Source organism: Microbulbifer mixtoriginis (SeqCode), assembly GCF_052467705.1.
The window spans coordinates 894,392-917,956 of record NZ_CP174322.1 but is presented as its reverse complement, the minus strand read 5'-3'; the positions used below and the strand labels follow the sequence as shown (position 1 = coordinate 917,956).

Genomic DNA, 23,565 nt, shown 5'->3' with positions numbered 1-23,565 from the left:
AAAAAGGGCGCCACATTGGCGCCCTTTTTACAATCGCTCTAAAGCTATTCCTGCTTCTCCGCATCCAGACGCTCCAACCACAGCTCCACCTGCCTAGTGAGGCCTTGGCGCCAGCTATGCTGCTGTATGCCAAAGACATCGCGCAACTTACCACAGGCCAACACCACCCCCCGGTTCTGGTCCGGCCCGGTTTCCAGTGCGCTGAATTGTGCGAACCTGCCCTCGTCGTAGAGTGACTGGGCTCGCTCCACAACCTCAAGGGCAAACTCCACCGCAGTACAGTCATCCGAGCTGCCGTAGTGATAGATCCCTCTAGCCTCAGCGCCACTGGCTAGTTGCTGCGCCACTGCAACTGCAACACGAGCCAGATCCAGGGCCGTGACCGGGTTACCGCTATTGCAGCCATCCAGTGTGACCGGCTCACCCGTCACAAAACCCCGTAACACCCGCCCCAGCAGAGCATCCGGATTGCTATCCACCATCCAGCCAAAACGCAGAACTGTCAGATTCTCAAATTCTGATAAGGCTTCCTCACAAGCCAGCCATTGCCGCCCACTGTGAGATTGAGGTGCAGCTACCTCATCCTCGTCATATTTCCTCGGTTCACCACCGGCAAAGACCGCATAGGAAGAGAGGTGAATAACATGCTGACAGGAGCACTGTGCCAATGACTCAGCAACCTCGAGGGCTTCCGGCATACCCTGGTCATCCGCGCATGCCGACGCATTAATGACAATAGAGGCGGGGCGCAACTTATCGAGTTCTGCGGGTGTGAGCAGCTGTATACGGAAACCAGCACGCTGCAGGCGTTTCTGCAGCGCGCTATCGATATCATTTCCGGCGCGAATTAGCGCAACCCGATCCGGCTTATATCCGGTATGTAGATCAGACACAGGGCAGGCCTGTTTTAGAAGGGGATATCGTCGTCAAAGCTATTATCAAAACCACCGGCAGGGCCCTGGCTTTGCTGCTGCGCAGGTTGCTGTTGGTTACTGGGAGCCGGGCGCCCCTGATTACCCTGCTGATAGCCACCTTGCTGGAAACCGCCTTGCTGTTCGTAACCGCCTTGCTGACCGCCCATCTGGCTCCCCATAGCTGCACCTGTCGCACCCATTGCGGCACCGCCCATACCCTGACCGAAACCGCCCTGCTCTCCGCGACCATCCAGCATTTGCATTTCGCTGGCAACAATCTCCGTAGTGTAGCGATCCTGACCAGTATTCTTATCCTGCCATTTACGCGTGCGCAGCGAACCTTCTACATAGACCTTTGCACCTTTACGTAAATACTCACCGGCAATCTCTGCCAAGCGGTTGAAAAATACTACGCGGTGCCATTCAGTGCGCTCCTGCTGCTGGCCAGTCTGCTTATCCTTCCAGCTCTCGCTGGTGGCTAAGCTGATATTGGTAACCGCACCACCGCTCGGCATATATTTGGTTTCCGGGTCATTACCCAGATTGCCAATTAAGATTACTTTGTTGATACCCCTGGCCATGGCCCTCTCCTCTCTTCGACCCGGGTCCCACCCGGAGCACTAATCATTCAATATTAAATTTCAGGTACGGTTTCACTCGTACTCTGAGTATGTAAGCACGCAGCCACTTACAGCTGCAGACAGTGTATTTTTATACAGCAGCATACAACAGACACCCACTGTTAGTAAGCGCTACCCTCACGGATGTCGGAGAGCCGCTCGCGCAGAGCCCACCAAAGCAGTATCCAAATTGCCACTACAACAAAACCGAGCCCCGCCACCGCACTGGTGCCACCGAGTCCGTACAGATATCCGCCCAGACTGCCGCCGACAAAGGTGCCAAAAAACTGTAGCGTCGCATACAGGCCCGAAGCTGCCCCACGGGCATCCTCTGGGGCTTTGCGAGTCAACTGGGCCGGCAGTAAGGCTTCCAACAGATTGAAGCCCACAAAGAAAATACTCAGCAGCAGTACAACTGCTATTGTTCCATTCATCGGCAGTAACGCCGCGCTGCCAGCCACCAGAGCAAGCGCCGCCAGGTTCAGCGCAAGCGGCACTTTGCCAGAGCGCTCGGCCACACGCATTAAGGGCAGCATAATGATAAAGGTGCCCAGCATTAGCGGACCATAAAGTTTCCAGTGCTCATCCGCCGGCCAATCCAGGCGATCGACTAGCACCAGTGGCAATGCCACAAACAGCGCCGTCAATAGTAAGTGAGAAAAGAAGGCCCCGCTGACCAGGCGCCAGGTCAGGCCACTACCCAATACTTTGCGGAAACCGCCCTTAAATACCGCAGGGCGCTTTGCTACTTGAGGTGTTGGCACCACCCGCCATACCAGCAACATGCCGAGTACGGCCAGTACTGCTGTCAGCCAGAAAATGGCCGGCAGTCCGCCAACACCCGCGAGTGCCGGGCCCAGTATTACCGCCAACATAAAGGCCACACCGATCGAGGCCCCGATCACGGCCATGGCAATGCCGCGCTTCTCATCCCGGGTCAAATCAGCCACCAGTGCCATCACTGCGGCAGCGATCGCTCCACATCCCTGTAACACCCGGCCAACAATCAGCCCATATACGGAATCTGTCTGCGCAGCGACGATACTGCCTAGGGCGAATAGCGCCAGGCCGGTATAAATTACGGGTTTTCGGCCCCAGCGATCAGACAGAAGTCCCAGCGGAATCTGCAATAAGGCCTGGCTCAAACCGTAGGCACCCATGGCCAACCCCAGCAGCATCGGAGTGCTATCACGATAGCCTTCACCGTACACCGTGAGCACCGGCAGCACCATAAACAGGCCGAGCATGCGAAACACATAAAGGGAAGCCAGCCCACCCAGGGCTCGGCGCTCAATAGAATTCATGCAGCTCCCGGAACAGCGTCAAGTGGGCGCGCATTGTACAGCGAGTGAGCGCCAGGCTGTAGTGGGAGCAGTACAACTTTCGCGGAGATCTAGCCTCGACCATAGTCGTCATCGAAACGGACTATATCGTCCTCGCCCAGGTAGCTGCCGGACTGCACCTCGATCAGCTCCAGAGGGATGGTGCCGGGATTTTCCAACCGGTGCGTCACCCCCAGGGGGATATAGGTGGATTGATTCTCGGTAACCAGCAGCTCTTCATCACCGCGGGTCACCCTTGCGGTGCCACGCACCACAATCCAGTGCTCCGCGCGGTGGTGGTGCATCTGCAGTGAAAGCTGCTGTCCAGGCTTAACCACGATGCGTTTTACCTGAAAACGCGGACCCGCATCGATAGAGTCGTAGTAGCCCCAAGGTCTATACACCTTGCGGTGTCGCTGGGCCTCGCTGCGGCCGGAGCGCTTGAGGCTCCCCACCAGTTTTTTCACCTCCTGAACCCGCTGTTTGTCAGCAATCAGCAGGGCGTCGTCGGTATCCACCACCACCAGGTCCTCTACACCGAGTAAACTGACCAAGCGACTCTCCGCACGCACCAGGCAACCGCTGCTGTCTTCCTGCAACACATCTCCTTGCAGCAGGTTGTCGTCGTCATCCCGCTCGGCCAGCTCCCACAAACCCAGCCAGGAGCCCACATCGCTCCAGCCAGCATCCATAGGCACTACAGCCGCCGACTCCGTGGGCTCCATAACCGCATAATCCACAGATTCATCGGCACAAGCGGCGAAGGCCTCTCTATCCACCCGGGTAAAGTCGAGATCTCGAGCGGCCTGCTCGTAGGCTGTGCGGCAGGCACCGAGAATATCCTCTCGATGCTGGCCCAGTTCCTCCAGATAGCGGGAAGCGCGGAATAGGAACATACCGCTATTCCAGGAATAACCGCCATCGGCCAGATAGGACTCAGCTGTCTCGGCATCAGGCTTTTCAACAAATTCTGCGACTGCCCAGGCACCAGCAGAAAGCCCTTCTCCGCGGCGGATATAACCGTAACCGGTCTCAGCTCTTGTCGGAACAATACCAAAAGTCACCAAATGTCCCTGCTCAGCCAAGGCCCGGGCAGGCTTGAGTGCCTCCTGAAAGGCCGCCACATCGGCCACCGCGTGGTCCGCCGGCAGTATCAGTAACAGGGGGTCTTTACCAGATTCAAGCGCAGCTAGGGCCGCCAGAGCGATAGCGGGTGCCGTATTGCGCGCACAGGGCTCTAGCAAAATAGCTTGGGCACCGTGACCAATCTCGCGCAACTGCTCCGCTGCAGCAAAGCGATGCTCCTCATTGCACACTAAAATCGGAGCCTGTAGCTGTGCCACGCCTTCCAACCGCCTCGCGGTGGCCTGCAACATGGTTTCTTCACCTGTTAGCGGCAAAAATTGCTTTGGGTAGGTTTCCCGGGACAGTGGCCACAGGCGCGAGCCAGTGCCGCCACAAAGAATTACAGGGATCATCAGCGCTATCTGTTCATCGGTTGGTTTTTTGCGGTAGACGATTTTGGCACATTGGGTCGCGAGTTTATACTCGGCTGTTTTCCCGGCACCGCAGTTGTGATCGCCCCGTGCGGAGCAAGTCCGTGGCCCGGCCCAGTATTAGCAGCAATATAGGTAGAGCGTGGACACGATTTATGTGAGGGGTGCTCGCACCCACAACCTGAAAAATATCGATCTGGACATCCCCCGCGACAAGCTGATCGTGATAACCGGACTGTCTGGTTCCGGTAAATCCTCCCTGGCCTTTGACACCCTTTACGCTGAAGGCCAGCGCCGCTATGTGGAATCCCTGTCCACCTATGCACGGCAATTCCTATCGATGATGGAAAAGCCGGATGTGGATACTGTTGAGGGACTGTCGCCGGCCATCTCCATTGAGCAGAAGTCCACCTCCCACAACCCGCGCTCCACCGTGGGCACCATTACTGAGATTTACGACTACCTCAGACTGTTGTTCGCCCGTGTCGGCGAACCGCGCTGCCCGGAACACGACGAACCGCTACAGGCCCAGACCGTGAGCCAGATGGTGGATCAGGTACTGACCCTGCCGGAGAGCACTAAGCTGATGCTACTGGCACCCGTAGTACGCGACCGCAAGGGCGAGCACCAGCATGTATTTGAACAGCTGCGCCGTGACGGCTTCGTTCGAGCACGTATCGATGGCGTTATCTGTGATCTGGACGACACGCCCAAGCTGGACAAGCGACGCAAGCACACCGTAGAGGTTGTGGTAGACCGCTTTAAGGTGCGCGATGACCTGCAGTTACGCCTGGCGGAGTCCTTCGAAACTGCTTTGAATCTCACCGATGGCATCGCTTCCATCAGTTTTATGGATGGTGACCAGGAAGACCGACTTTTTTCCGCACGCCACGCCTGCCCCGTCTGTGACTATTCACTGGACGAACTGGAACCGCGCCTGTTTTCCTTCAACAACCCGGCCGGCGCCTGCCCCAGTTGCGACGGCCTGGGGGTTAAGCAGTTCTTTGACGAGGATAAGGTGATTCTCGACCCAGAGAGCAGCATCTCCGAGGGTGCTATTCGCGGTTGGGACAGACGCAACATCTACTACTATCACATGCTCGACTCCCTCGCCGAGCACTACGGCTTCGATCTGGACAAACCCTGGAAGAAACTACGCAAGGGGCACCGCAAGATCATTTTACAGGGCAGCGGCGATGAGGAAATCGACTTCAGCTATGTAAATGATCGCGGTGATGTTACCGTGCGGCAGCACACTTTCGAGGGCATTATTCCCAACTTCCAACGCCGTTATCGGGACACCGAATCCCAATCTGTACGCGAAGAACTGGCCAAATACCTGAGCACACAAAAATGCCCTGAGTGCCATGGCACCCGACTGCGTCGCGAGGCCCGTCATGTCTTTGTGGACAATCGTACCCTGGCACAGATTACCGAGCTGCCCGTCGGCGATGCTTTCAACTATTTTGATCACGAGCTGACCTTCAGAGGTGCCCAAAAAGAAATTGCCGATAAAATTCTTAAAGAGCTGCGCGATCGCTTTCGCTTCCTGGTAGATGTGGGGCTCAACTACCTAACTCTGAATCGCAGCGCAGAAACTCTATCTGGCGGTGAGGCACAGCGGATTCGCCTGGCCAGCCAGATCGGGGCCGGCCTGGTGGGCGTAATGTATATCCTCGACGAGCCTTCTATTGGCTTACACCAACGGGACAACGAACGCCTACTTAACACTCTTACCCATCTACGCGATATCGGTAACACAGTCATTGTCGTTGAGCACGATGAGGACGCTATCCGCAGTGCCGACTTTATTGTCGATATAGGCCCCGGTGCCGGTGTTCACGGTGGCGAAGTAGTCGCGGCTGGTACCGCGGATAAAATCACCAAATGTAAAAAATCTCTCACCGGACAGTACCTGTCCGGAAAAAAGAAAATTGCTGTACCGGAAGAGCGCTATATCCCCAACGAGGACTATATGCTGCGCCTCGAAGGTGCCAGCGGCAACAATTTGCAAAACGTAGACCTGGAAATCCCCGTAGGCCTCTTTACCTGTGTCACTGGTGTCTCGGGCTCTGGTAAATCTACCCTAATCAATACCACCCTCTACCCTCTTGCTGCCACAGCACTCAATAAAGCCACCACCTTGAAGGCCTCCCCATATGAGTCCGTTCATGGGTTAGAGCATTTCGATAAATGTGTGGATATCGATCAGAGCCCTATAGGTCGCACCCCAAGGTCTAATCCGGCCACCTACACAGGTATTTTTACCCCGATTCGAGAGCTATTTGCCGGTACCCAGGAAGCGCGCTCACGTGGCTACAAGCCAGGCCGTTTCAGCTTTAATGTAAAAGGCGGTCGCTGTGAGGCTTGTCAGGGCGACGGTGTGATCAAAGTCGAAATGCATTTTCTACCGGATATCTATGTGCCCTGCGACACCTGCCATGGTAAACGGTACAACCGCGAAACTCTGGAAGTACATTACAAAGGCAAAAATATCCACGAGGTATTGGAAATGACAGTGGAAGATGCGCGAGAGTTTTTTGACCCCGTGCCCGCAATTGCCAAGAAATTACAAACCTTGATGGATGTCGGTCTCTCCTATATCAAACTTGGCCAGGCGGCCACCACACTTTCCGGCGGCGAAGCGCAGCGAGTAAAACTCTCTCGTGAACTGTCCAAGCGCGACACCGGCCAAACCCTGTATATCCTTGACGAGCCCACCACTGGCCTGCATTTTGCCGACATCCAATTATTACTGGATGTCTTGCATCGCCTGCGCGATCACGGCAATACCATCGTGGTTATCGAACACAATCTAGACGTCATTAAAACTGCCGACTGGATTGTGGACTTAGGCCCGGAAGGCGGCTCCGGTGGAGGACAGATTATTGCAGCAGGGACTCCAGAGGATGTGGCAGAAATGAAAGTTTCTCATACCGGCCGTTTCCTTAAACCCATGCTTGGATAAATTGATGGCCAGAGCGCTTGGCCCCCTCGGCACTTTTCTGGCAAATCTCTATGCTGCTCTTAAAAGACTCTGAGTATTTTGTCTTGCTTCAGGGGGCTCCCCCTGAAGCAAGAGAAGTGCCTCTGTGAATTACTCGAAGACTCCCCTTACCTTTTAAAGACCTAAATAAATGAATTTTCTCAATAAAGAAAGGCTCAACTTAATAATTGCATTATGCGCAATTTTAATTTCTATAGCCTCTTTTTATGCCACTTATCTGCAAGCCAAGGCCGCAAATAAACAAGTCCGAGTTATGACTATGCCTGTGGTTAAATTTGACCAAGGAAACTTTGATGGAGCGACACAAAAACCAACTATAATTTTCTCATTACATAACGCCGGCTCGGGACCCGCAATCCTGAAGTCTCTAGAGTTCACTTATCATGATAAGACTTACTCAGACCTTGAAGCGTTTCTAACCTCTTGCTGCCACAAAGAAGAAAAAAATTTATATCAGACGATTCACGATCTAGAAAATAAAGGAGAAAGTACCCTCGCGGCAAGGAGTGGCTTAAACACAGTAATATTGGAACAAGCCATTATCGCTTCACATTTCTCCCTAAAATTCTTGACACTTCAAAGAACAGCCGCCAATGAACCACTTTGGACAAAGTTAAATGCATTAAGAAATGACATTGAAGTGAAAGCATGTTTTTGCTCACCTCTGGGCGACTGCTATGAATCAAAAGGTGTGCAAATTTCTTCAGAGGTGAAGTCTTGCCCTACAAGTTGAAAATGAAATAGTTTAGGCCTAAAGATGAGTGTAAGTCGAAGGGACTGATATTATGCGCATAGACATCAACTGTGACCTGGGTGAAGGTAGCGATCTAAAAAGCTGTATTAGGGACACGCAAATCATGCCCTTTATTTCCCGCTGCAATATCGCCTGTGGCGCTCACGCAGGAAACCGGGACATTATGCGCCTTTCCATTCTCAACGCACAAAAACATCATTTAAAAATTGGAGCGCACCCCGGCTATCCTGACCGGGAAAATTTTGGAAGAAAGTCTGTCAAACTCCCAATAAATCTATTACTTGATTCCTTATTTCAACAGCTCGATCAGCTGCAATCCCTGACTACTGAAGCAGGTATACTGCTGGATCACGTTAAACTACATGGCGCTTTATATAACGATGCCGAAGCAGATAGGTTACTCGCTAAAGAAATTATCTCACTCTTCGCCAAAGAGTATCCCTCTCTGAAAATTATCGGTTTAGCCAACGGTGCGATGGAGTCTGTGGCAATAGAGAAGCAGTGCACCTTTTATCGGGAGGGTTTTATAGATAGGCACTACTTAAACAAAGACAAATTGGCCCCACGTAATCTACCTGGCTCAGTGCTAAATAATATTGAAAACTGCCTAGAACGAGCTGTCGCATTGGCAAAGGGTACAGACTTCACAAGCTATTATGGCACACCGCTGAAATTCTCTGTGGATACGATTTGTTTACATGGTGACAATCCTGCCGCTCTAAAAATCGCAAAAGCACTAGTCAAGCACCTACAACATCATGGCCTGAACATACAATCGTGACATCCTCCAAACAAAGAAACCACTCAACTAAGCTCCATTTTAGTGTTTACCCAAATGGAGATAGTGCGTTAGATATCCGCTTCAACTCAGAGCCAAGTGAAAACCTTAGCCGTCATATTATTGGGCTTAAAGAATATCTCCTTAACAAAAATCCTAATAACTTTATTGAATTAATTCCTGCCTATCAATGTCTGACAATAATTTTTAACCCTGCTATATCTGATAGCGAGATGCTCTCACAGAAAGTTCAACAATCAATTCAAGACTTCCTTAAAGCCCACAAAAACATCTCACGAAAACCCCGTACTATTCGCATTCCTGTGTGCTATGAATCAATTTTTGCTCCAGATATTTCAATATTGAGCAAACACACTGGCTTATCCAGCAAAGAAATTATTAAGCTGCATACAGCACCCTCTTATCTCGTACATATGTTGGGCTTTACTCCCGGATTTTTGTATCTCGGCGGTCTCAACCCTAGACTGGAATGTCCTCGCAAAAAAAATCCACGGGTGCGCATTCCTGCAGGAGCTGTTGGCATCGGCGGCAGCCAAACAGGAGTTTACCCACAGGCCACACCAGGAGGGTGGCAAATTATCGGCCAGACTCCCATTCAATTATTCCAACCCTACAGCAGCCATCCATTTATTGCAGATCCATTAGATATCATTAAGTTCTATTCGATCAATCAAGCAGAATTTGACGATATTCATCAGTCTATAATGTGAAACTGATCTAACTATGAGTATCTATTTTATTCGTCCAGGACTACAAACAAGCATTCAAGACTTTGGACGCCCAGGTCTAATGCACTGTGGAATTCCCCAAGGAGGCGCAGCCGACATCCTGTCCATGCAACTTGCCAATCTGCTATTGGGTAACTGCCTTAACAACCCTGTATTGGAATTAACGTTAACTGGTCCAGTTATTAGGTTCGAATGTGATATCTCAATAGCTATCACAGGAGCACAATTCAATGTTCTGTTAAATAAAATAACTGTAGAAAATTACAAGGTCATCAAAGTTAAGCGGGGAGATATTTTAGAATTTGGTCGACTACTAAGTGGCACCAGAGCATATATTGGCTTATCCGCCAAAATTTCTACCCCCCAGGCTTTCAACAGCGTATCAACACACTTAATCAGTCACTTTGGAGGCAACAAAGGAAAGGCTATCAGTTACGAAGAACGCTTTCATTTGAAAAATATTCGCATCGCAAAATCCGCTCACATAGATCGAAGCCTACAACCCTGCTATCAATCTCGACCACTTTTGAGAGTCATCTACGGACCAGAAAAAAAGCGATTTACAGAGTTAACATTAAATAATTTTTTTAGAAAAACCTTTCAAGTATCCGCCCAGAGCAATCGTATGGGGATTCGCCTATCCCCATCAATCATTGTAGACTCTAAAGCTAATACGGACAGTTCGGATGAAATGATTTCCTCCGGACTTTACCCAGGCAGTATTCAGATACCTAACAATGGCGAACCCATTATTTCTTTTATTGAGGGGCAAACTATCGGCGGATATCCTCGTATTGCCCATATCATTCGAGCCGACCTGCATAGATTAGGACAACTCAAGGCTCAGGATAAAATTAATTTTCAACTAGTCAATCAAGCACAGGCAAGAGAGATACTATTAAAAAAAATGAAGTATCTTGAGAACCTTAAAAATAATCTAGCACCAGAAAATAATGAGTCTTTCATCCTCTAAAGCAAGGCTTAGGTTAACATTTTTCACTTTATGTAAGAAAAACAATTAAACTACGAAAGTCGCCCCCTTATGTAGCAGCCTGGTCACACATTGTGACTAAGCAATATTTATCCAAACCAACCAACGCGCACTCCAAAAACCATCGACACTCCAAACTTAATAAAATATTTTTCACGAAATCTGTCAGACCAATTGGTCCAGCATGACTTAGTAGTTTTAATTAGTCTTTAGCTAGACCAAAAGTCCATTATTAACTAGTCTTCTTGGGTTTTACCTAAAGCGCGATTTGGACGAGTGTCCTACTTAGCTAACTGCAAGCGTTGAAGTGACGTTATTTTCTACAACTTGTGTTCGCGATGCGGCCTGGTCCAGAGAGAAAACACCAATTACCGGAAGGGGATTAATAATGATAAAAATTCTCCGTGGTTTAACTATGGCATTTATTGCCAGCTCACTCCTTATCACCTCATATGCACAAGCAGAACCAGGTGATTACAATTTTTGGAAAACCCTCAAACACCTCTTTGACCCTCCCAACGCTGATGCACCGGTCTCTACCCAGCAAGCTCAGGGGATGTATCCTCTGACCATGCACGACCCAAGCTTTAACGATGACTTCGAGCCTAAAGATTTTAATACTTGGCAAAAAGTAGATGTTCCTGCCAGTACCGGCGCCATGTGTGGCAATGGCTCCCCCTATAAATTTTTTGTTTATCGGGTGCCCGATACCAGCAATACCATTTTTTATTTTGAAGGTGGCGGTGCCTGTTGGGACTACGAAAGCTGCTCCGGCCAGGCTGGTATTCGCGGGGCACGCAACCCTAATGGCATCCCTGATGACTATCTCAGTAATGTACACCTCCTAGATTTCACAAATTTCGATAATCTCACTACCGCAGGTGTTTCACCCCTTATTTATACTCACCATCCTTACAACCAGTATAAAACTGGCGAGTGGAACATGGTTTACGTTCCATACTGCACTGGTGATATTTATGTTGGTGATAAGACAGAGATATATAAGGATAAGACTGGACAGAATTCGGATCTAATTTGGCATCATAATGGCCTGCGCAATGTGCAGGCAGTAACCTCATGGGTAAAGAATAATTTGCAGAAACCCAAGCAAATGCTTGCCGCTGGTTGCAGTGCAGGCAGCGTAGGGGCTCTGTTAAATTACACGAAGCTTCGTGAGGATATGGATGTCGAATACGGCTATCTGATAGATGATTCCGGCCCGCTTTACAAAGCGCCTCTGGACAGTGAAAACAACACTCAATACCCATCCTTACCGTTACACAACGAAGTGCTTCATTCCTGGACTACTTATACAACTGATGGGGATCCCAATGAAGAGAACCCTATTAATGCGATAAAATCTTTTACTCCAGGATTTGACAGCAATCAGTTGGCTTCGATATACCGCGCACTGTCAGATAAATTCCCTACAGATCGCCTGGGTATCACGCACTTCCTGGCGGATGGTAACTTTTCTTCATACTCCTATGAGCGCTTCTACGAAGATATTTACAACGACCCAGATGCCAACTCTCGTTTAGATAAACTACGCCAGCGCTGGCAAAAGGACACCCATGAAAATCTAATACCACTCTTGGATCAAACCAGTAATTGGGGCTACTACTTCCCAATGTTTCGCAACCTAAATGAGAGCCACTGCACCACTATTATTGACCTCAAGTACGGTGAAATTGCTGAGCATGGATTGGAGTTAGAGGACTTCCTAAACAACATCGTGAACCACAACGGTGGTGGAATGATTCGCGCCTATGAGACAGATAAAGTATCTGACTTTGATAACAACAGTAATTGGTTCTATGACTTGATTGGCTTATTTATGTAAGAGAGCTAAGCGGAAGACAGTGCTGCTGACTAACAGCAGCACTGTTATTTGATTAGCTACCGTACACTGTTTCCCGAGCTTCCTGTAAGCGTTGTCGCAAATATTCTTGCTTATTCATTCCATTGGGAAAAGATGTCATTTGCTGAACCTCTTCAACAATAGAGCGCTCTAGATCTTTATAGGTAGAGAAGCCTGGCACTTGAGTATGTGGGTCATAGCGGCTGATCACTGACTGAGCCTTTTCTCGATAAATATTAAAAAGTTCTTCGGCGCGCTGCTTGAAATCGGCTTCGTTAAGGCTATTTTTTTCTAACCAGGCTAGTTTCATCGACAGTGCTTCATAACCCGTTACTCGTTTCTCACTCTCCACCTGCTCAATTGCGTCCCAGGCCTCAGCACTGGATAAGTTCCCAAGGTCGGCAAAGTAATCTTTTAACTCCTGCTTTAACTTCTCACGATCGAGATAGGCCTTCACCCTAGGATGGTCCAGTAGTTCCACCATCTCCGTTGTATCCAGCTCTGACCAAGGTATTTTTTCAGAGATATCCTGTGCCAACCCATTATTTTCCTTTAATGGCTGCACAAACTGTTGCACTCTCGCCACACTTTCTTTGACATTAATATCGTAATGATCAATGCCGACAACAGCTAGGCTTACTGCACCGGCAAGCAATATCAGTTTTTTCATATCCAATTACCGAGCAAATTTAAATTTATATTTCGTTATGTCGGTAACTATATAAGCAGAGAAAAGCGGGGGGATGAATGGGAAGGGCGTCCCAGCTGAAGAGATATGCGCCAATATCTATTAAACAGCTGGAAAGTAAGAGAATCAGCTAAAGCGACTTATACCCAGCTCAAAGGTTGTTCATCACCTTTTTTAGCAGAACAGGGGTCTTTGGAGGTCTTTGGTGCGACATAGCCTAGCTGCTGCTCTTTAGGCAGATTTTGGGCCTCCCAGCTGGCAACCGCCTCTGCACAGAGACTACGTTGCTCTGCAGTAATCACAACACCATTGGGCCATTTACCCAACTCAATTGCTCGCCGCAGGCTGGCAACAATTTGCGGGTTCAAATTATTTAACAACTGCTCAAAAGACATACAAAATTCTCCCGTATATACAAAAAAGGCCGGTCTATGACCGGCCTTCCGTAGCAAAATTGCTAGTGCAACTTATGCTTCAGCAGCTTCGTCTTCAACTTGTGGACGATCCACCAGTTCAACGTAAGCCATCGGTGCTTTGTCACCAGCGCGGAAACCACACTTCAGGATACGGATATATCCACCTGGACGGGCTTCGTAACGAGGACCCAGCTCATCGAACAACTTGCGCACAGCATCCTTATCACGGATACGAGCGAAAGCCAGACGACGGTTGGCAACACTGTCTTTCTTAGCCAGGGTAATCAGCGGCTCGGCGACGCGACGCAGCTCCTTGGCTTTTGGCAGTGTAGTTTTGATCAGTTCGTGCTCTACCAGAGAAGCGGTCATGTTCTTGAACATGGCCTTGCGGTGAGCGCTGGTACGGCTGAATTTACGGCCACTATAGCGATGACGCATGACTCAATTCCTTACGACCACAGTTGCTGTCTCAGCAGGTCGTTCTGGAGCGGTGTCGCGCTAAGCTGTGGCACCGCTCGGGTTCTTTCTACTAGTCGCGACATCGCCGCGACTACCAAATGCTTACAGGGGGCTTAATTTGCTATCGCCTTTAAGGCTGGCCGGTGGCCAGTTTTCCAGACGCATACCCAGTGACAAACCACGGGAAGCCAGTACATCCTTGATTTCAGTCAGAGACTTCTTGCCAAGGTTCGGAGTCTTCAGCAGCTCTACTTCAGTGCGCTGAATCAGGTCACCGATGTAGTAGATGTTTTCCGCTTTCAGACAGTTAGCCGAACGTACGGTGAGTTCCAGGTCGTCAACCGGGCGCAGCAATACTGGATCAACTTCGGGCTCTTCCGCCTTCGGTTGCGCATCTTTCTCGCCTTCCAGGTCCACAAATACTGCCAGCTGTTGCTGCAGAATAGTGGCTGCACGACGAATAGCTTCTTCTGGGTCCAGAGTACCATTGGTCTCCAGGTCCAAAACCAGCTTATCCAGATCGGTACGCTGCTCTACACGCGCGCTTTCCACGCTGTAAGATACACGGCGAACCGGGCTGTAAGATGCGTCCAGCTGCAGACGGCCAATCGCGCGGCTTTCCTCTTCCTCATCACGGCGAGCGTCGGCGGGCTGATAACCACGCCCACGCGCAACAGTGAGTCGCAGGTTGAGTTCTACATCACCTGTGATATTGGCAATCACGTGTTCAGGATTCACAATCTCGATATCGTGATCTACCTGGATATCTCCAGCGGTCACTGCACCCGGGCCCTTCTTGCTCAGGCTTAATACCGCCTGATCTTTGCCGTGCATAACAACCGCGATTTCTTTCAGGTTGAGCAAGATTTCAATAACATCTTCTTGCACACCTTCAATCGCGCTGTACTCGTGCTCGACACCGTCGATTTCTACTTCGGTGACGGCGCAGCCCGGCATGGAGGACAGCAGGATGCGACGCAGCGCATTGCCAAGAGTGTGGCCGAAACCACGCTCCAGGGGCTCCAGAACCACTTTGGCGTGATTCGGATTGTACTCGGTGACGTCAATACGACGCGGTGTCAAAAACTCGTTGACAGCAGTCTGCATAGCCATACCTGTTTACAGTTGCATTCCTTAAAGTGGACTAATTGTTACTTGGAGTACAGTTCCACAATAAGGTTTTCGTTGATCTCTGCCGGCAGATCGACACGATCCGGAGTGCGCTTAAAAGTGCCTTCCAGTTTGCTCGCGTTTACGTCTACCCACTCGACATCGCCACGCTGGGCAGCGAGGGAAACGGAATTCTGGATACGCAGCTGCTTCTTGGCTTTCTCACGTACAGCGATAACGTCGCCTTCTTTAACTTGGAAAGAAGGGATATTAACGGTAGTGCCGTTTACAAGAATTGCTTTGTGGGAAACCAGCTGACGCGCTTCAGAGCGAGTTGAGCCGAAGCCCATGCGGTAAACCACGTTGTCCAGACGCTGCTCGAGAAGTTGCAGCAGGTTTTCACCTGTAGCGCCCTTCAGACGTGCTGCTTCCTTATAGTAGTTACGGAACTGCTTTTCCAGTACGCCGTAGATACGACGAACTTTTTGCTTTTCACGCAGCTGGATGCCGTAGTCGGACAGACGGCCGCGACCAGCGCCATGCTGACCGGGCTTAGATTCTGCGCGACACTTGGAGTCGTGCGGACGTACACCACTCTTCAGCTGCAGGTCAGTCCCTTCACGACGGGACAGTTTACATTTTGGTCCAATATAACGTGCCATTCTATCAGCCCCCTCTTACACGCGACGTTTCTTGGGCGGACGACATCCGTTATGCGGGATAGGCGTCACGTCGGTGATGTTGGTGATTTTGTAGCCGCAGTTGTTCAGTGCGCGAACAGCGGATTCGCGACCGGGGCCAGGGCCCTTCACTTCTACGTCGAGGTTTTTCAGGCCGTATTCCTGAGCTGCAGTACCTGCGCGCTCAGCGGCAACCTGGGCTGCAAACGGGGTGCTCTTACGTGAGCCACGGAAGCCAGATCCACCTGCGGTGGCCCAGCTGAGGGTATTACCCTGGCGATCAGTGATCGTCACGATCGTGTTGTTGAACGATGCGTGGATGTGGGCAATACCGTCGACAACGGTCTTTTTGACCTTTTTGCGAACAGTAGTTTTTGGCTTAGCCATACCAGTATCCTAAATCCTGTATCAAAACCCCTCGGCGATTAGCCAGGCGGGGCATCTTGAACCGCGATTTCGCGCCTCAATTAAGGCTTACTTGCGAATCGGCTTGCGCGGACCCTTACGGGTACGAGCATTGGTCTTGGTGCGCTGACCACGCAGCGGCAAGCTGCGACGGTGACGCAGACCGCGATAGCAACCCAGGTCCATCAAACGCTTGATGTTCATGGATACTTCACGGCGCAGGTCGCCTTCTACGGTAAGCTTTGCAACTTCACCGCGGATGGTTTCGATCTGCTCTTCAGACAGGTCGCGGATTTTGGTGGATTCAGCGATACCAACCGCTGCCAAAATAGACTTAGCCGTAGTAAGACCTACCCCATAAATGTGGGTCAGGGAGATCACGGCGTGCTTGTGGTCTGGTACATTGACACCAGCAATACGTGCCATAGAGGCGTACTCCACGTATTGGGAGCCACTGCTTTATATTAAGTATGTGACTCTACTTTGATTTCGGCGCTGACAGCGACTAAAAAACCGACGGCGCCACCAAAAAGGCGCGCAAGAATAGCTTTTCAGACACCAAATTGCAATAGCCCACGCCCACCACGGCCTCCCGCAGCGGATGTGGACGACAGTCAACGCCCCCTAGCGGAGGTCCAACCTTTAGGCTGACCTCCCACCACAAAGAAATTCTTTATGGTGTTGCCATTCATTACGGGGCTGTAACAAATAGCGAATTTTTCCAGCTTTTACAGAGGCGCCCAACGGACGCTCTCTGTAAGGGGCTGGCCCCTTAGCCTTGACGCTGCTTGTGACGTGGCTCAGCGCTGCAGATTACCCGCAGAACGCCCTTGCGACGCACGATTTTGCAGTTACGGCAGATCTTTTTTACAGAAGCGCGTACTTTCATGACCTTACCTCAATTCAATCAAACTGCGAGCAGGTGACGCACTAGCGACGACCGTAGCCTTGCAGGTTCGCTTTTTTCATCAAGCCCTCGTACTGGTGTGACAACAGATGCGATTGTACCTGTGCCATAAAGTCCATCACTACTACTACAACGATCAGCAGTGAGGTACCCCCCAGATAGAAGGGAACGTTAAACCCAACCACCAGGAACTGCGGCAGCAGGGATACCAGTGCGATATACACAGCACCTACCAGAGTGAGTCGGGTCAACACACTATCGATATAGCGGGCTGTCTGCTCACCTGGACGAATACCAGGTACATAGGCACCAGACTTTTTCAGGTTATCTGCAACTTCATTCGGGTTGAACATCAACGCCGTATAGAAGAAACAGAAGAAACCAATCAGCAGTGCGAACAGAATAATGTTCAGCGGCTGCCCTGGCCCCAGCTGCAATGCCATCCACTGCAGAATCTGGGCACCGACACCTTCACCACCCTGTCCAAACCACTGTGCCAGCGTCGCTGGGAACAGCAGGATACTGCTGGCGAAGATCACCGGAATAACACCGGCCATATTCACCTTCAGAGGCAGGTGGCTCGCCTGCGCAGCTGGTGCTGCGGAGTAGCGACCGGCTTGTCGCCTAGCGTGGTTGATCGTAATTCGGCGCTGACCGCGCTCCATTACTACAACAAAGAACACCACAGCTAAAGCGATAACACCGATGATAAGCAGCATAAGAATATGCAACTCACCCTGTCGGGCCTGCTCGAACGCCTGTCCGATAGCGCCGGGTAACCCAGCAACGATACCGGCAAAAATCAGCATGGAAATGCCGTTGCCCACACCGCGCTCAGTGATCTGCTCACCGAGCCACATCATGAATACGGCACCGGTCACCAGCGACGTTACCGCCACAAAGTAAAAACCAAACGCAGGCTCAGATGAGTAAGCCAGATTTTGCCCTGCCAACCCAAAGGTCATGCCGATGCCCTGAATCAGGGCCAACACCACCGTCAGATAACGGGTGTACTGGTTGATCTTACGCCTTCCGGCCTCCCCTTCTTTCTTCAATGCTTCCAGAGAGGGAGTCACCGCACTCATCAACTGCATAATGATGGATGCGGAGATGTAGGGCATGATGCCCAGAGCCAGAATACTCATCCTTTCCAGGGCGCCGCCTGAAAACATGTTAAACAGACCAAGGATGGTTCCCTGATTCTGATTAAACAGATTTGACAGCTTTTCCGGATCAATGCCGGGCACCGGAATATGTGTTCCCAAGCGATAAACAAGTATCGCTAGAAACAGAAAACGAAGGCGAGCCCAGAGCTCGCCCAATCCCTTGCTGTTGCCCAGGGGATTTCCACCGGATCCTGGTCGTGCCATTGGCGCCTCGATTAGTCTTCTATTTTACCGCCAGCAGCTTCGATAGCCGCCTTTGCGCCTTTGGTCACTCCCAGCCCCTTTACGGTTACAGCTTTAGTCAGCTCACCTGAGAGAAACACTTTGGCGCGTTTAATATGGCTGCCGATGATATCGGCATTCTTCAGCGCTGCCAAATCGATTACGTCACTTTCTACCTTGGCCAGCTCTGCCAGACGTACTTCTGCGGTGAAGCGAGAAACACGAGCGGTGAAACCGTACTTAGGCAGACGCTTCTGCAAAGGCATCTGACCGCCTTCGAAGCCCGGACGAACGCTGCCGCCGGAGCGCGCTTTTTGACCTTTGTGGCCGCGGCCACCGGTCTTACCTAAACCACTACCAATACCACGGCCAACGCGCTTGGCGCTGTGCTTGTGGCCTTGTGCGGGAGACAGGTCATTCAAACGCATGTTATTCCCCCTCAACCTTAACCAGGTAGTTTACTTTGTTGATCATGCCGCGCACGGAAGGAGTATCTTCCACTTCCACTGTGTGGCCGATGCGGCGCAGGCCCAGACCCGCAACGCACGCCTGATGACTTTTCAGGCGTCCGTTGATGCTTTTGGTCTGGGTGACTTTAATGGTCTTCTTAGCCATGGTCTTAACCCACCAATAACCTTAAATCTGGGCTGTGATTAGCCCAGAATCTCTTCGACTGATTTACCGCGCTTGGCAGCTACATCTTCCGGGCTCTGCATTTGATCCAGAGCTTTGAAAGTTGCACGTACTACGTTCACCGGATTGGTAGAGCCGTAGCACTTAGCCAGTACGTTGTGTACACCAGCCATTTCCAGTACGGAGCGCATGGCACCGCCGGCAATTACACCGGTACCCTGGGAGGCGGGCTGCATGTAAACCTTGGAACCGCCGTGGCGACCATTGGTAGCGTACTGGATGGTGTCACCATTCAGCTCTACCTGGATCATATTGCGGCGTGCAGCTTCCATCGCTTTCTGGATCGCAACAGGCACTTCACGCGCCTTGCCACGTCCGAAACCGACACGACCATTGCCGTCGCCAACTACGGTCAGTGCGGTAAAGGCGAAGATACGACCACCTTTAACAGTCTTGGCAACGCGGTTGACCTGGACCAGCTTCTCCTGCAGGCCTTCGTCGTTGCTTTTGTCTTTCTCTCTAGCCATAACTCAACCCTTAGAATTTCAGACCGGCTTCGCGGGCAGCGTCAGCCAGAGCCTTTACACGGCCATGGAACTTGAAGCCACTGCGATCGAAGGCAACTTCTTCAACGCCAGCGGCTTTCGCGCGCTCAGCGATCAGTTTGCCAACCGCAGAAGCGGCGTCGACGTTACCGGTTTTACCTTCGCGCAGGTCCTTGTCCAGGGTAGAGGCAGAAGCCAATACCGCATTGCCTTCGGCAGACAGGATCTGTGCGTAAATGTGACGCGGTGTGCGGTTCACGGTGAGGCGAACGGCGCCCAGCTCACGGATCTTGGCGCGGGCACGACGTGCACGACGCAAGCGAGATGCTTTCTTAACGTTCATATCTATGCCCTATTTACTTCTTCTTGGCCTCTTTGCGATACACGCGTTCATCGGCATAACGGACACCCTTACCTTTGTAGGGCTCCGGCGGACGGAACGCACGGATCTCAGCGGCCACTTGGCCCAGCAGCTGTTTATTGCTGCTCTTAAGTACGATTTCAGTCTGGGATGGCGTTTCCGCAGTCACACCTTCCGGCAACTGATAATCGATCGGATGGGAGAAGCCCAGGGTCAGGTTAACCGCTTTACCGGCGGCTTTCGCACGATAACCAACACCCAGCAACTGCAGCTTCTTCTCGAAGCCCTTGCTTACGCCTATCACCATGTTATTGACCAGAGCACGGGTAGTACCCGCCAGCGCTTTGGCCTGTTTGGAGTTATTGCGCGCGGCAAAAGTCAGCTGGCTTTCAGCCTGGCTTACTTCTACATCACCGTGAATAACCATATCCAGGTTACCGATACCGCCTTTAACAGCGATGTTCTGACCTTTCAGGTCTACGGTAACACCTGCGGGGAGAACTACCGGACTATTTGCTACTCGAGACATTGCAACCCCCGCTTAGAATACGGTGCAAAGCACTTCGCCACCAACACCAGCCTGGCGTGCAGCGCGATCAGTCATCACACCATTAGAGGTGGAAACGATCGCGATACCCAGGCCACCGCGTACGGTAGGCAGAGCTTTTTTACCAGTGTAAGCGCGCAGGCCCGGACGGGAAACGCGATTCAGCTCGGCAATAACCGGCTTGCCCTGGAAGTATTTCAGAGCAATGGTCAGTTCCGGCTTTGCGCCTTCGCTTACATTTAAATCAGTAACGTAACCTTCGTCTTTCAGGACTTTGGCCACTGCTACTTTCAGTTTGGATGATGGCAGGGTGACTTCCGCCTTTCCGCGTGCCAGGGCATTGCGGATGCGAGTCAGCATATCTGCCAACGGATCTTGCATACTCATCTTATGAGACTCCTCAAATCTGCCTTAAACCAGCTGGTAATTACCAGCTGGACTTCACGAGGCCAGGAACATCACCACGCATCGCAGCTTCGCGAAGCTTGTTACGGCACAGGCCGAACTTGCGGTATACAGCGTGGGGGCGACCAGTAATACGACAGCGGCGTTGCTGACGTACCGGGCTTGCATCGCGCGGCATTTTCTGCAGCTTGAGTTGAGCCTCCCACTGCTCCTCTTCGGAAGCAGTGGAACTGGCGATGATCGCCTTCAGCTCTTGACGCTTTTCGGCGTACTTAGCTGCGGTTCGAGCGCGCTTGTTTTCGCGCGCAATCATGGATTTCTTCGCCATGGAATCCTCTTAACCCTTAAAAGGGAAGTTGAACGCTTTCAGCAGCGCACGACCTTGATCGTCGTTTGCAGCTGTAGTGGTAATACAAATATCCAGACCGCGGAGCTTATCTACTTTGTCGTAGTCAATTTCCGGGAAGATGATTTGCTCAGTCACGCCCATAGAGAAGTTACCGCGGCCGTCGAACTGCTTCGGGCTAATGCCACGGAAGTCGCGGATACGCGGAATCGCGATATCAACCAAACGCTCCAGGAACTCATACATGCGCTCACCGCGCAGAGTTACCTTGCAGCCGATCGGCCAACCGTCGCGAATCTTAAAGCCCGCAATAGACTTGCGCGCTTTAGTAACGATGGGCTTTTGACCAGTAATTGCTGTCATATCGTTGACAGCGTGCTCCAGCACCTTCTTATCACCAATCGCTTCACCAACACCCATGTTGATGGTGATCTTGGTGATGCGCGGCACTGCCATCACATTCTCGAGACCAAGCTCTTCTTTTAGCTTGGCCACGAGGTCCTTAGTGTAGAGCTCTTTAAGCTTTGCCATGATCTACCAACCTGCTTTTGCGTCAAGAGCCTTAGATGGCTTCGCCGCTGGATTTGAAGACGCGAATCTTAGTGCCGTCTTCCAGTACTTTAAAGCCCACCCGGTCAGCCTTCTGGGTGTTAGGGTTGAAGATGGCTACGTTGGAAGCTTGGATAGCAGCTTCTTTCTCAACGATGCCACCAGCAATACCCATCTGTGGGTTTGGCTTTTGGTGCTTTTTGATCATCTGTATGCCGGAGACAATCAGGCGGCCGTCGTTCAGTACTTTACGTACTGAACCACGTTTGCCCTTGTCACGACCGGCGATAACGATCACTTCGTCGTCACGCTTGATCTTGCGCATAACTCTTCTCCGCTCGAGGCCTAGATAACTTCGGGAGCGAGGGAGATGATCTTCATGAACTTCTCACCGCGCAATTCGCGAGTTACCGGACCAAAAATACGGGTGCCAACCGGCGCCAGTTGCTGGTTCAGCAGCACCGCTGCGTTATCGTCAAATTTAATCAGGGAACCGTCCGCGCGACGCACACCTTTTTTGGTGCGAACCACAACGGCGTTCATTACCTGACCTTTCTTCACTTTACCGCGGGGAATGGCTTCCTTAACGGTTACCTTAATAATGTCGCCCACGCCGGCATAACGACGATGGGAGCCGCCCAGCACCTTGATGCACATGACGCGGCGAGCCCCACTGTTGTCAGCTACTTCTAAGTAGGATTCCGCTTGAATCATTGTCTCTCTCCGAAACCTTTCAATTCGGCAGTCAATGCGCTAGGGGTTATACCTTCGCCGCACGCTCTACAATTTTCTGCAAAGCCCAAGATTTGCTCTTGGACAGCGGACGAGATTCCTCGATGGTCACAACATCGCCGATGCTGCAATCATTGTTCTCGTCATGTGCCTTAAGCTTTGTGGACTTGTTTACAATTTTGCCGTAGATCGGGTGCTTAACACGGCGCTCGATCAAAACGGTGATGGTTTTATCCATCTTGTCACTCACGACCTTACCGGTCAGAGTACGCTTCAGTTTTGCTTCAGCCATGATTAGTTACCTGCCTTCTCGGTCAACACAGTCTTTATGCGAGCAATGTCGCGACGAGTCTGCTTCAGCAGATGAGTCTGAGCCAGCTGACCGGTGGACTTTTGCATACGAAGCTTGAATTGAGCTTCGAGCTGGTTCAGCAGTTCCTGGTTCAGCTCTTCAACTGACTTTTCGCGTAGATCTGCAGTCTTCATTACATCACCGAACGCTTAACGAAAGTTGTTTTTACAGGCAGCTTGGCCGCAGCAAGTGCGAAAGCCTCACGAGCCAGCTCCTCGGACACACCCTCCATCTCATAGAGGACTTTGCCCGGCTGGATCTGAGCTACCCAGTATTCAACGCCACCTTTACCTTTACCCATACGGACTTCGAGGGGCTTATTGGTAATTGGCTTGTCCGGAAACACGCGAATCCAGATTTTGCCGCCACGTTTAACGTGACGAGTCATTGCGCGACGAGCCGCTTCGATCTGGCGCGCAGTAATGCGACCGCGACCGATGGCCTTGAGGCCAAACTCGCCAAAGCTCACTTTAGAGCCGCGCTGAGAAAGACCGCGGTTGCGACCCTTCTGTACCTTGCGGAATTTTGTACGCTTTGGTTGCAGCATCTG

32 protein-coding genes are annotated in these 23,565 nt (G+C 51.3%); 6 read left to right on the top strand and 26 right to left on the bottom strand.

The window, feature by feature from the left end; genetic code table 11:
- Positions 1–44: 44 nt before the first annotated feature.
- From ACJJIB_RS04175 to ACJJIB_RS04160, 4 genes are all read right to left on the bottom strand, one after another.
- Entirely contained in the window at positions 45–893 is an 849-nt protein-coding gene (locus tag ACJJIB_RS04175; RefSeq protein WP_444887963.1) for a sugar nucleotide-binding protein, read from the bottom strand.
- A 14-nt stretch (positions 894–907) separates the two neighbouring features.
- Entirely contained in the window at positions 908–1,495 is a 588-nt protein-coding gene (ssb, locus tag ACJJIB_RS04170) for a single-stranded DNA-binding protein (RefSeq protein WP_444887962.1), read from the bottom strand.
- A gap of 161 nt (positions 1,496–1,656) precedes the next feature.
- Positions 1,657–2,838 (bottom strand): MFS transporter, encoded by a 1,182-nt coding sequence (locus tag ACJJIB_RS04165; protein WP_444887961.1) that lies wholly within the window; start codon positions 2,836–2,838, stop codon positions 1,657–1,659.
- Between the two features lie 89 nt (positions 2,839–2,927).
- On the bottom strand, positions 2,928–4,334 hold the full coding sequence (locus tag ACJJIB_RS04160) for a mannose-1-phosphate guanylyltransferase/mannose-6-phosphate isomerase (protein WP_444887960.1): 1,407 nt from the start codon (positions 4,332–4,334) through the stop codon (positions 2,928–2,930).
- A gap of 160 nt (positions 4,335–4,494) precedes the next feature.
- On the opposite strand from ACJJIB_RS04160, the gene uvrA reads away from it, so the two are divergent.
- The 6 genes from uvrA to ACJJIB_RS04130 all read left to right on the top strand — a co-directional run bounded on the left by uvrA (position 4,495) and on the right by ACJJIB_RS04130 (position 12,474).
- Positions 4,495–7,320: an excinuclease ABC subunit UvrA gene (uvrA, locus tag ACJJIB_RS04155; protein ID WP_444883692.1), complete on the top strand. Its 2,826-nt coding sequence runs from the start codon at positions 4,495–4,497 to the stop codon at positions 7,318–7,320.
- Positions 7,321–7,489: 169 nt separating this feature from the next.
- Positions 7,490–8,092 (top strand): hypothetical protein, encoded by a 603-nt coding sequence (locus ACJJIB_RS04150; protein WP_444887959.1) that lies wholly within the window; start codon positions 7,490–7,492, stop codon positions 8,090–8,092.
- Between the two features lie 52 nt (positions 8,093–8,144).
- Entirely contained in the window at positions 8,145–8,894 is a 750-nt protein-coding gene (gene pxpA / locus ACJJIB_RS04145) for a 5-oxoprolinase subunit PxpA (protein WP_444887958.1), read from the top strand.
- Positions 8,891–9,622, top strand: coding sequence for a 5-oxoprolinase subunit PxpB (pxpB, locus tag ACJJIB_RS04140; protein ID WP_444887957.1), 732 nt, complete (start codon positions 8,891–8,893; stop codon positions 9,620–9,622). Before pxpA ends, pxpB begins: the two co-directional genes overlap by 4 nt.
- A 13-nt stretch (positions 9,623–9,635) precedes the next feature.
- The gene (locus ACJJIB_RS04135; protein ID WP_444887956.1) at positions 9,636–10,613 is read left to right on the top strand and encodes a 5-oxoprolinase subunit C family protein; all 978 of its coding nucleotides are present in this window, start codon (positions 9,636–9,638) and stop codon (positions 10,611–10,613) included.
- A 406-nt stretch (positions 10,614–11,019) separates the two neighbouring features.
- The gene (locus tag ACJJIB_RS04130; protein ID WP_444887955.1) at positions 11,020–12,474 is read left to right on the top strand and encodes a pectin acetylesterase-family hydrolase; all 1,455 of its coding nucleotides are present in this window, start codon (positions 11,020–11,022) and stop codon (positions 12,472–12,474) included.
- 52 nt (positions 12,475–12,526) lie between these two features.
- Here ACJJIB_RS04130 and ACJJIB_RS04125 read toward each other — a convergent pair whose 3' ends face one another.
- The 22 genes from ACJJIB_RS04125 to rplP all read right to left on the bottom strand — a co-directional run bounded on the left by ACJJIB_RS04125 (position 12,527) and on the right by rplP (position 23,562).
- Positions 12,527–13,162, bottom strand: coding sequence for a hypothetical protein (locus ACJJIB_RS04125; protein WP_444887954.1), 636 nt, complete (start codon positions 13,160–13,162; stop codon positions 12,527–12,529).
- Between the two features lie 158 nt (positions 13,163–13,320).
- The gene (locus tag ACJJIB_RS04120) at positions 13,321–13,575 is read right to left on the bottom strand and encodes a YeaC family protein (RefSeq protein ID WP_444887953.1); all 255 of its coding nucleotides are present in this window, start codon (positions 13,573–13,575) and stop codon (positions 13,321–13,323) included.
- Positions 13,576–13,647: 72 nt separating this feature from the next.
- A complete protein-coding gene (gene rplQ / locus ACJJIB_RS04115) occupies positions 13,648–14,034 on the bottom strand; it encodes a 50S ribosomal protein L17 (protein ID WP_152451171.1) in 387 nt (128 codons plus the stop codon).
- A 123-nt stretch (positions 14,035–14,157) separates the two neighbouring features.
- Positions 14,158–15,162 (bottom strand): DNA-directed RNA polymerase subunit alpha, encoded by a 1,005-nt coding sequence (locus ACJJIB_RS04110; RefSeq protein ID WP_252084420.1) that lies wholly within the window; start codon positions 15,160–15,162, stop codon positions 14,158–14,160.
- Positions 15,163–15,206: 44 nt separating this feature from the next.
- Positions 15,207–15,827 (bottom strand): 30S ribosomal protein S4, encoded by a 621-nt coding sequence (gene rpsD / locus ACJJIB_RS04105; protein ID WP_108731669.1) that lies wholly within the window; start codon positions 15,825–15,827, stop codon positions 15,207–15,209.
- Between the two features lie 15 nt (positions 15,828–15,842).
- Positions 15,843–16,232: a 30S ribosomal protein S11 gene (gene rpsK, locus ACJJIB_RS04100; RefSeq protein ID WP_020411406.1), complete on the bottom strand. Its 390-nt coding sequence runs from the start codon at positions 16,230–16,232 to the stop codon at positions 15,843–15,845.
- A gap of 87 nt (positions 16,233–16,319) precedes the next feature.
- Entirely contained in the window at positions 16,320–16,676 is a 357-nt protein-coding gene (rpsM, locus tag ACJJIB_RS04095; RefSeq protein ID WP_152451165.1) for a 30S ribosomal protein S13, read from the bottom strand.
- A gap of 346 nt (positions 16,677–17,022) precedes the next feature.
- On the bottom strand, positions 17,023–17,139 hold the full coding sequence (rpmJ, locus tag ACJJIB_RS04090; RefSeq protein WP_010133825.1) for a 50S ribosomal protein L36: 117 nt from the start codon (positions 17,137–17,139) through the stop codon (positions 17,023–17,025).
- 41 nt (positions 17,140–17,180) lie between these two features.
- Entirely contained in the window at positions 17,181–18,527 is a 1,347-nt protein-coding gene (gene secY, locus ACJJIB_RS04085) for a preprotein translocase subunit SecY (protein WP_444883684.1), read from the bottom strand.
- A gap of 11 nt (positions 18,528–18,538) precedes the next feature.
- A complete protein-coding gene (gene rplO / locus ACJJIB_RS04080; protein ID WP_020411403.1) occupies positions 18,539–18,973 on the bottom strand; it encodes a 50S ribosomal protein L15 in 435 nt (144 codons plus the stop codon).
- 1 nt (position 18,974) lies between these two features.
- Entirely contained in the window at positions 18,975–19,160 is a 186-nt protein-coding gene (gene rpmD, locus ACJJIB_RS04075; RefSeq protein ID WP_020411402.1) for a 50S ribosomal protein L30, read from the bottom strand.
- Positions 19,161–19,198: 38 nt separating this feature from the next.
- Positions 19,199–19,705, bottom strand: coding sequence for a 30S ribosomal protein S5 (gene rpsE / locus ACJJIB_RS04070; protein WP_252084418.1), 507 nt, complete (start codon positions 19,703–19,705; stop codon positions 19,199–19,201).
- A 10-nt stretch (positions 19,706–19,715) separates the two neighbouring features.
- Complete coding sequence (gene rplR, locus ACJJIB_RS04065; protein ID WP_252084417.1) at positions 19,716–20,066, bottom strand: 50S ribosomal protein L18; 351 nt, start codon at positions 20,064–20,066, stop codon at positions 19,716–19,718.
- Positions 20,067–20,079: 13 nt separating this feature from the next.
- The gene (gene rplF / locus ACJJIB_RS04060; RefSeq protein ID WP_252084416.1) at positions 20,080–20,613 is read right to left on the bottom strand and encodes a 50S ribosomal protein L6; all 534 of its coding nucleotides are present in this window, start codon (positions 20,611–20,613) and stop codon (positions 20,080–20,082) included.
- 12 nt (positions 20,614–20,625) lie between these two features.
- Positions 20,626–21,018, bottom strand: a complete 393-nt coding sequence (rpsH, locus tag ACJJIB_RS04055; RefSeq protein ID WP_252084415.1) for a 30S ribosomal protein S8 — start codon at positions 21,016–21,018, stop codon at positions 20,626–20,628.
- 40 nt (positions 21,019–21,058) lie between these two features.
- Positions 21,059–21,364: a 30S ribosomal protein S14 gene (rpsN, locus tag ACJJIB_RS04050; RefSeq protein WP_020411397.1), complete on the bottom strand. Its 306-nt coding sequence runs from the start codon at positions 21,362–21,364 to the stop codon at positions 21,059–21,061.
- A gap of 9 nt (positions 21,365–21,373) precedes the next feature.
- The gene (gene rplE, locus ACJJIB_RS04045) at positions 21,374–21,913 is read right to left on the bottom strand and encodes a 50S ribosomal protein L5 (RefSeq protein WP_020411396.1); all 540 of its coding nucleotides are present in this window, start codon (positions 21,911–21,913) and stop codon (positions 21,374–21,376) included.
- A gap of 31 nt (positions 21,914–21,944) precedes the next feature.
- Positions 21,945–22,256, bottom strand: coding sequence for a 50S ribosomal protein L24 (gene rplX / locus ACJJIB_RS04040; RefSeq protein WP_108731661.1), 312 nt, complete (start codon positions 22,254–22,256; stop codon positions 21,945–21,947).
- Between the two features lie 20 nt (positions 22,257–22,276).
- Positions 22,277–22,645, bottom strand: coding sequence for a 50S ribosomal protein L14 (rplN, locus tag ACJJIB_RS04035; protein ID WP_067151032.1), 369 nt, complete (start codon positions 22,643–22,645; stop codon positions 22,277–22,279).
- 46 nt (positions 22,646–22,691) lie between these two features.
- Complete coding sequence (rpsQ, locus tag ACJJIB_RS04030) at positions 22,692–22,955, bottom strand: 30S ribosomal protein S17 (RefSeq protein WP_108731660.1); 264 nt, start codon at positions 22,953–22,955, stop codon at positions 22,692–22,694.
- Positions 22,956–22,957: 2 nt separating this feature from the next.
- Positions 22,958–23,149, bottom strand: coding sequence for a 50S ribosomal protein L29 (rpmC, locus tag ACJJIB_RS04025; RefSeq protein ID WP_020411392.1), 192 nt, complete (start codon positions 23,147–23,149; stop codon positions 22,958–22,960).
- A complete protein-coding gene (gene rplP / locus ACJJIB_RS04020; RefSeq protein WP_020411391.1) occupies positions 23,149–23,562 on the bottom strand; it encodes a 50S ribosomal protein L16 in 414 nt (137 codons plus the stop codon). The genes rpmC and rplP overlap by 1 nt, the downstream gene beginning before the upstream one ends.
- Positions 23,563–23,565 lie beyond the last annotated feature (3 nt).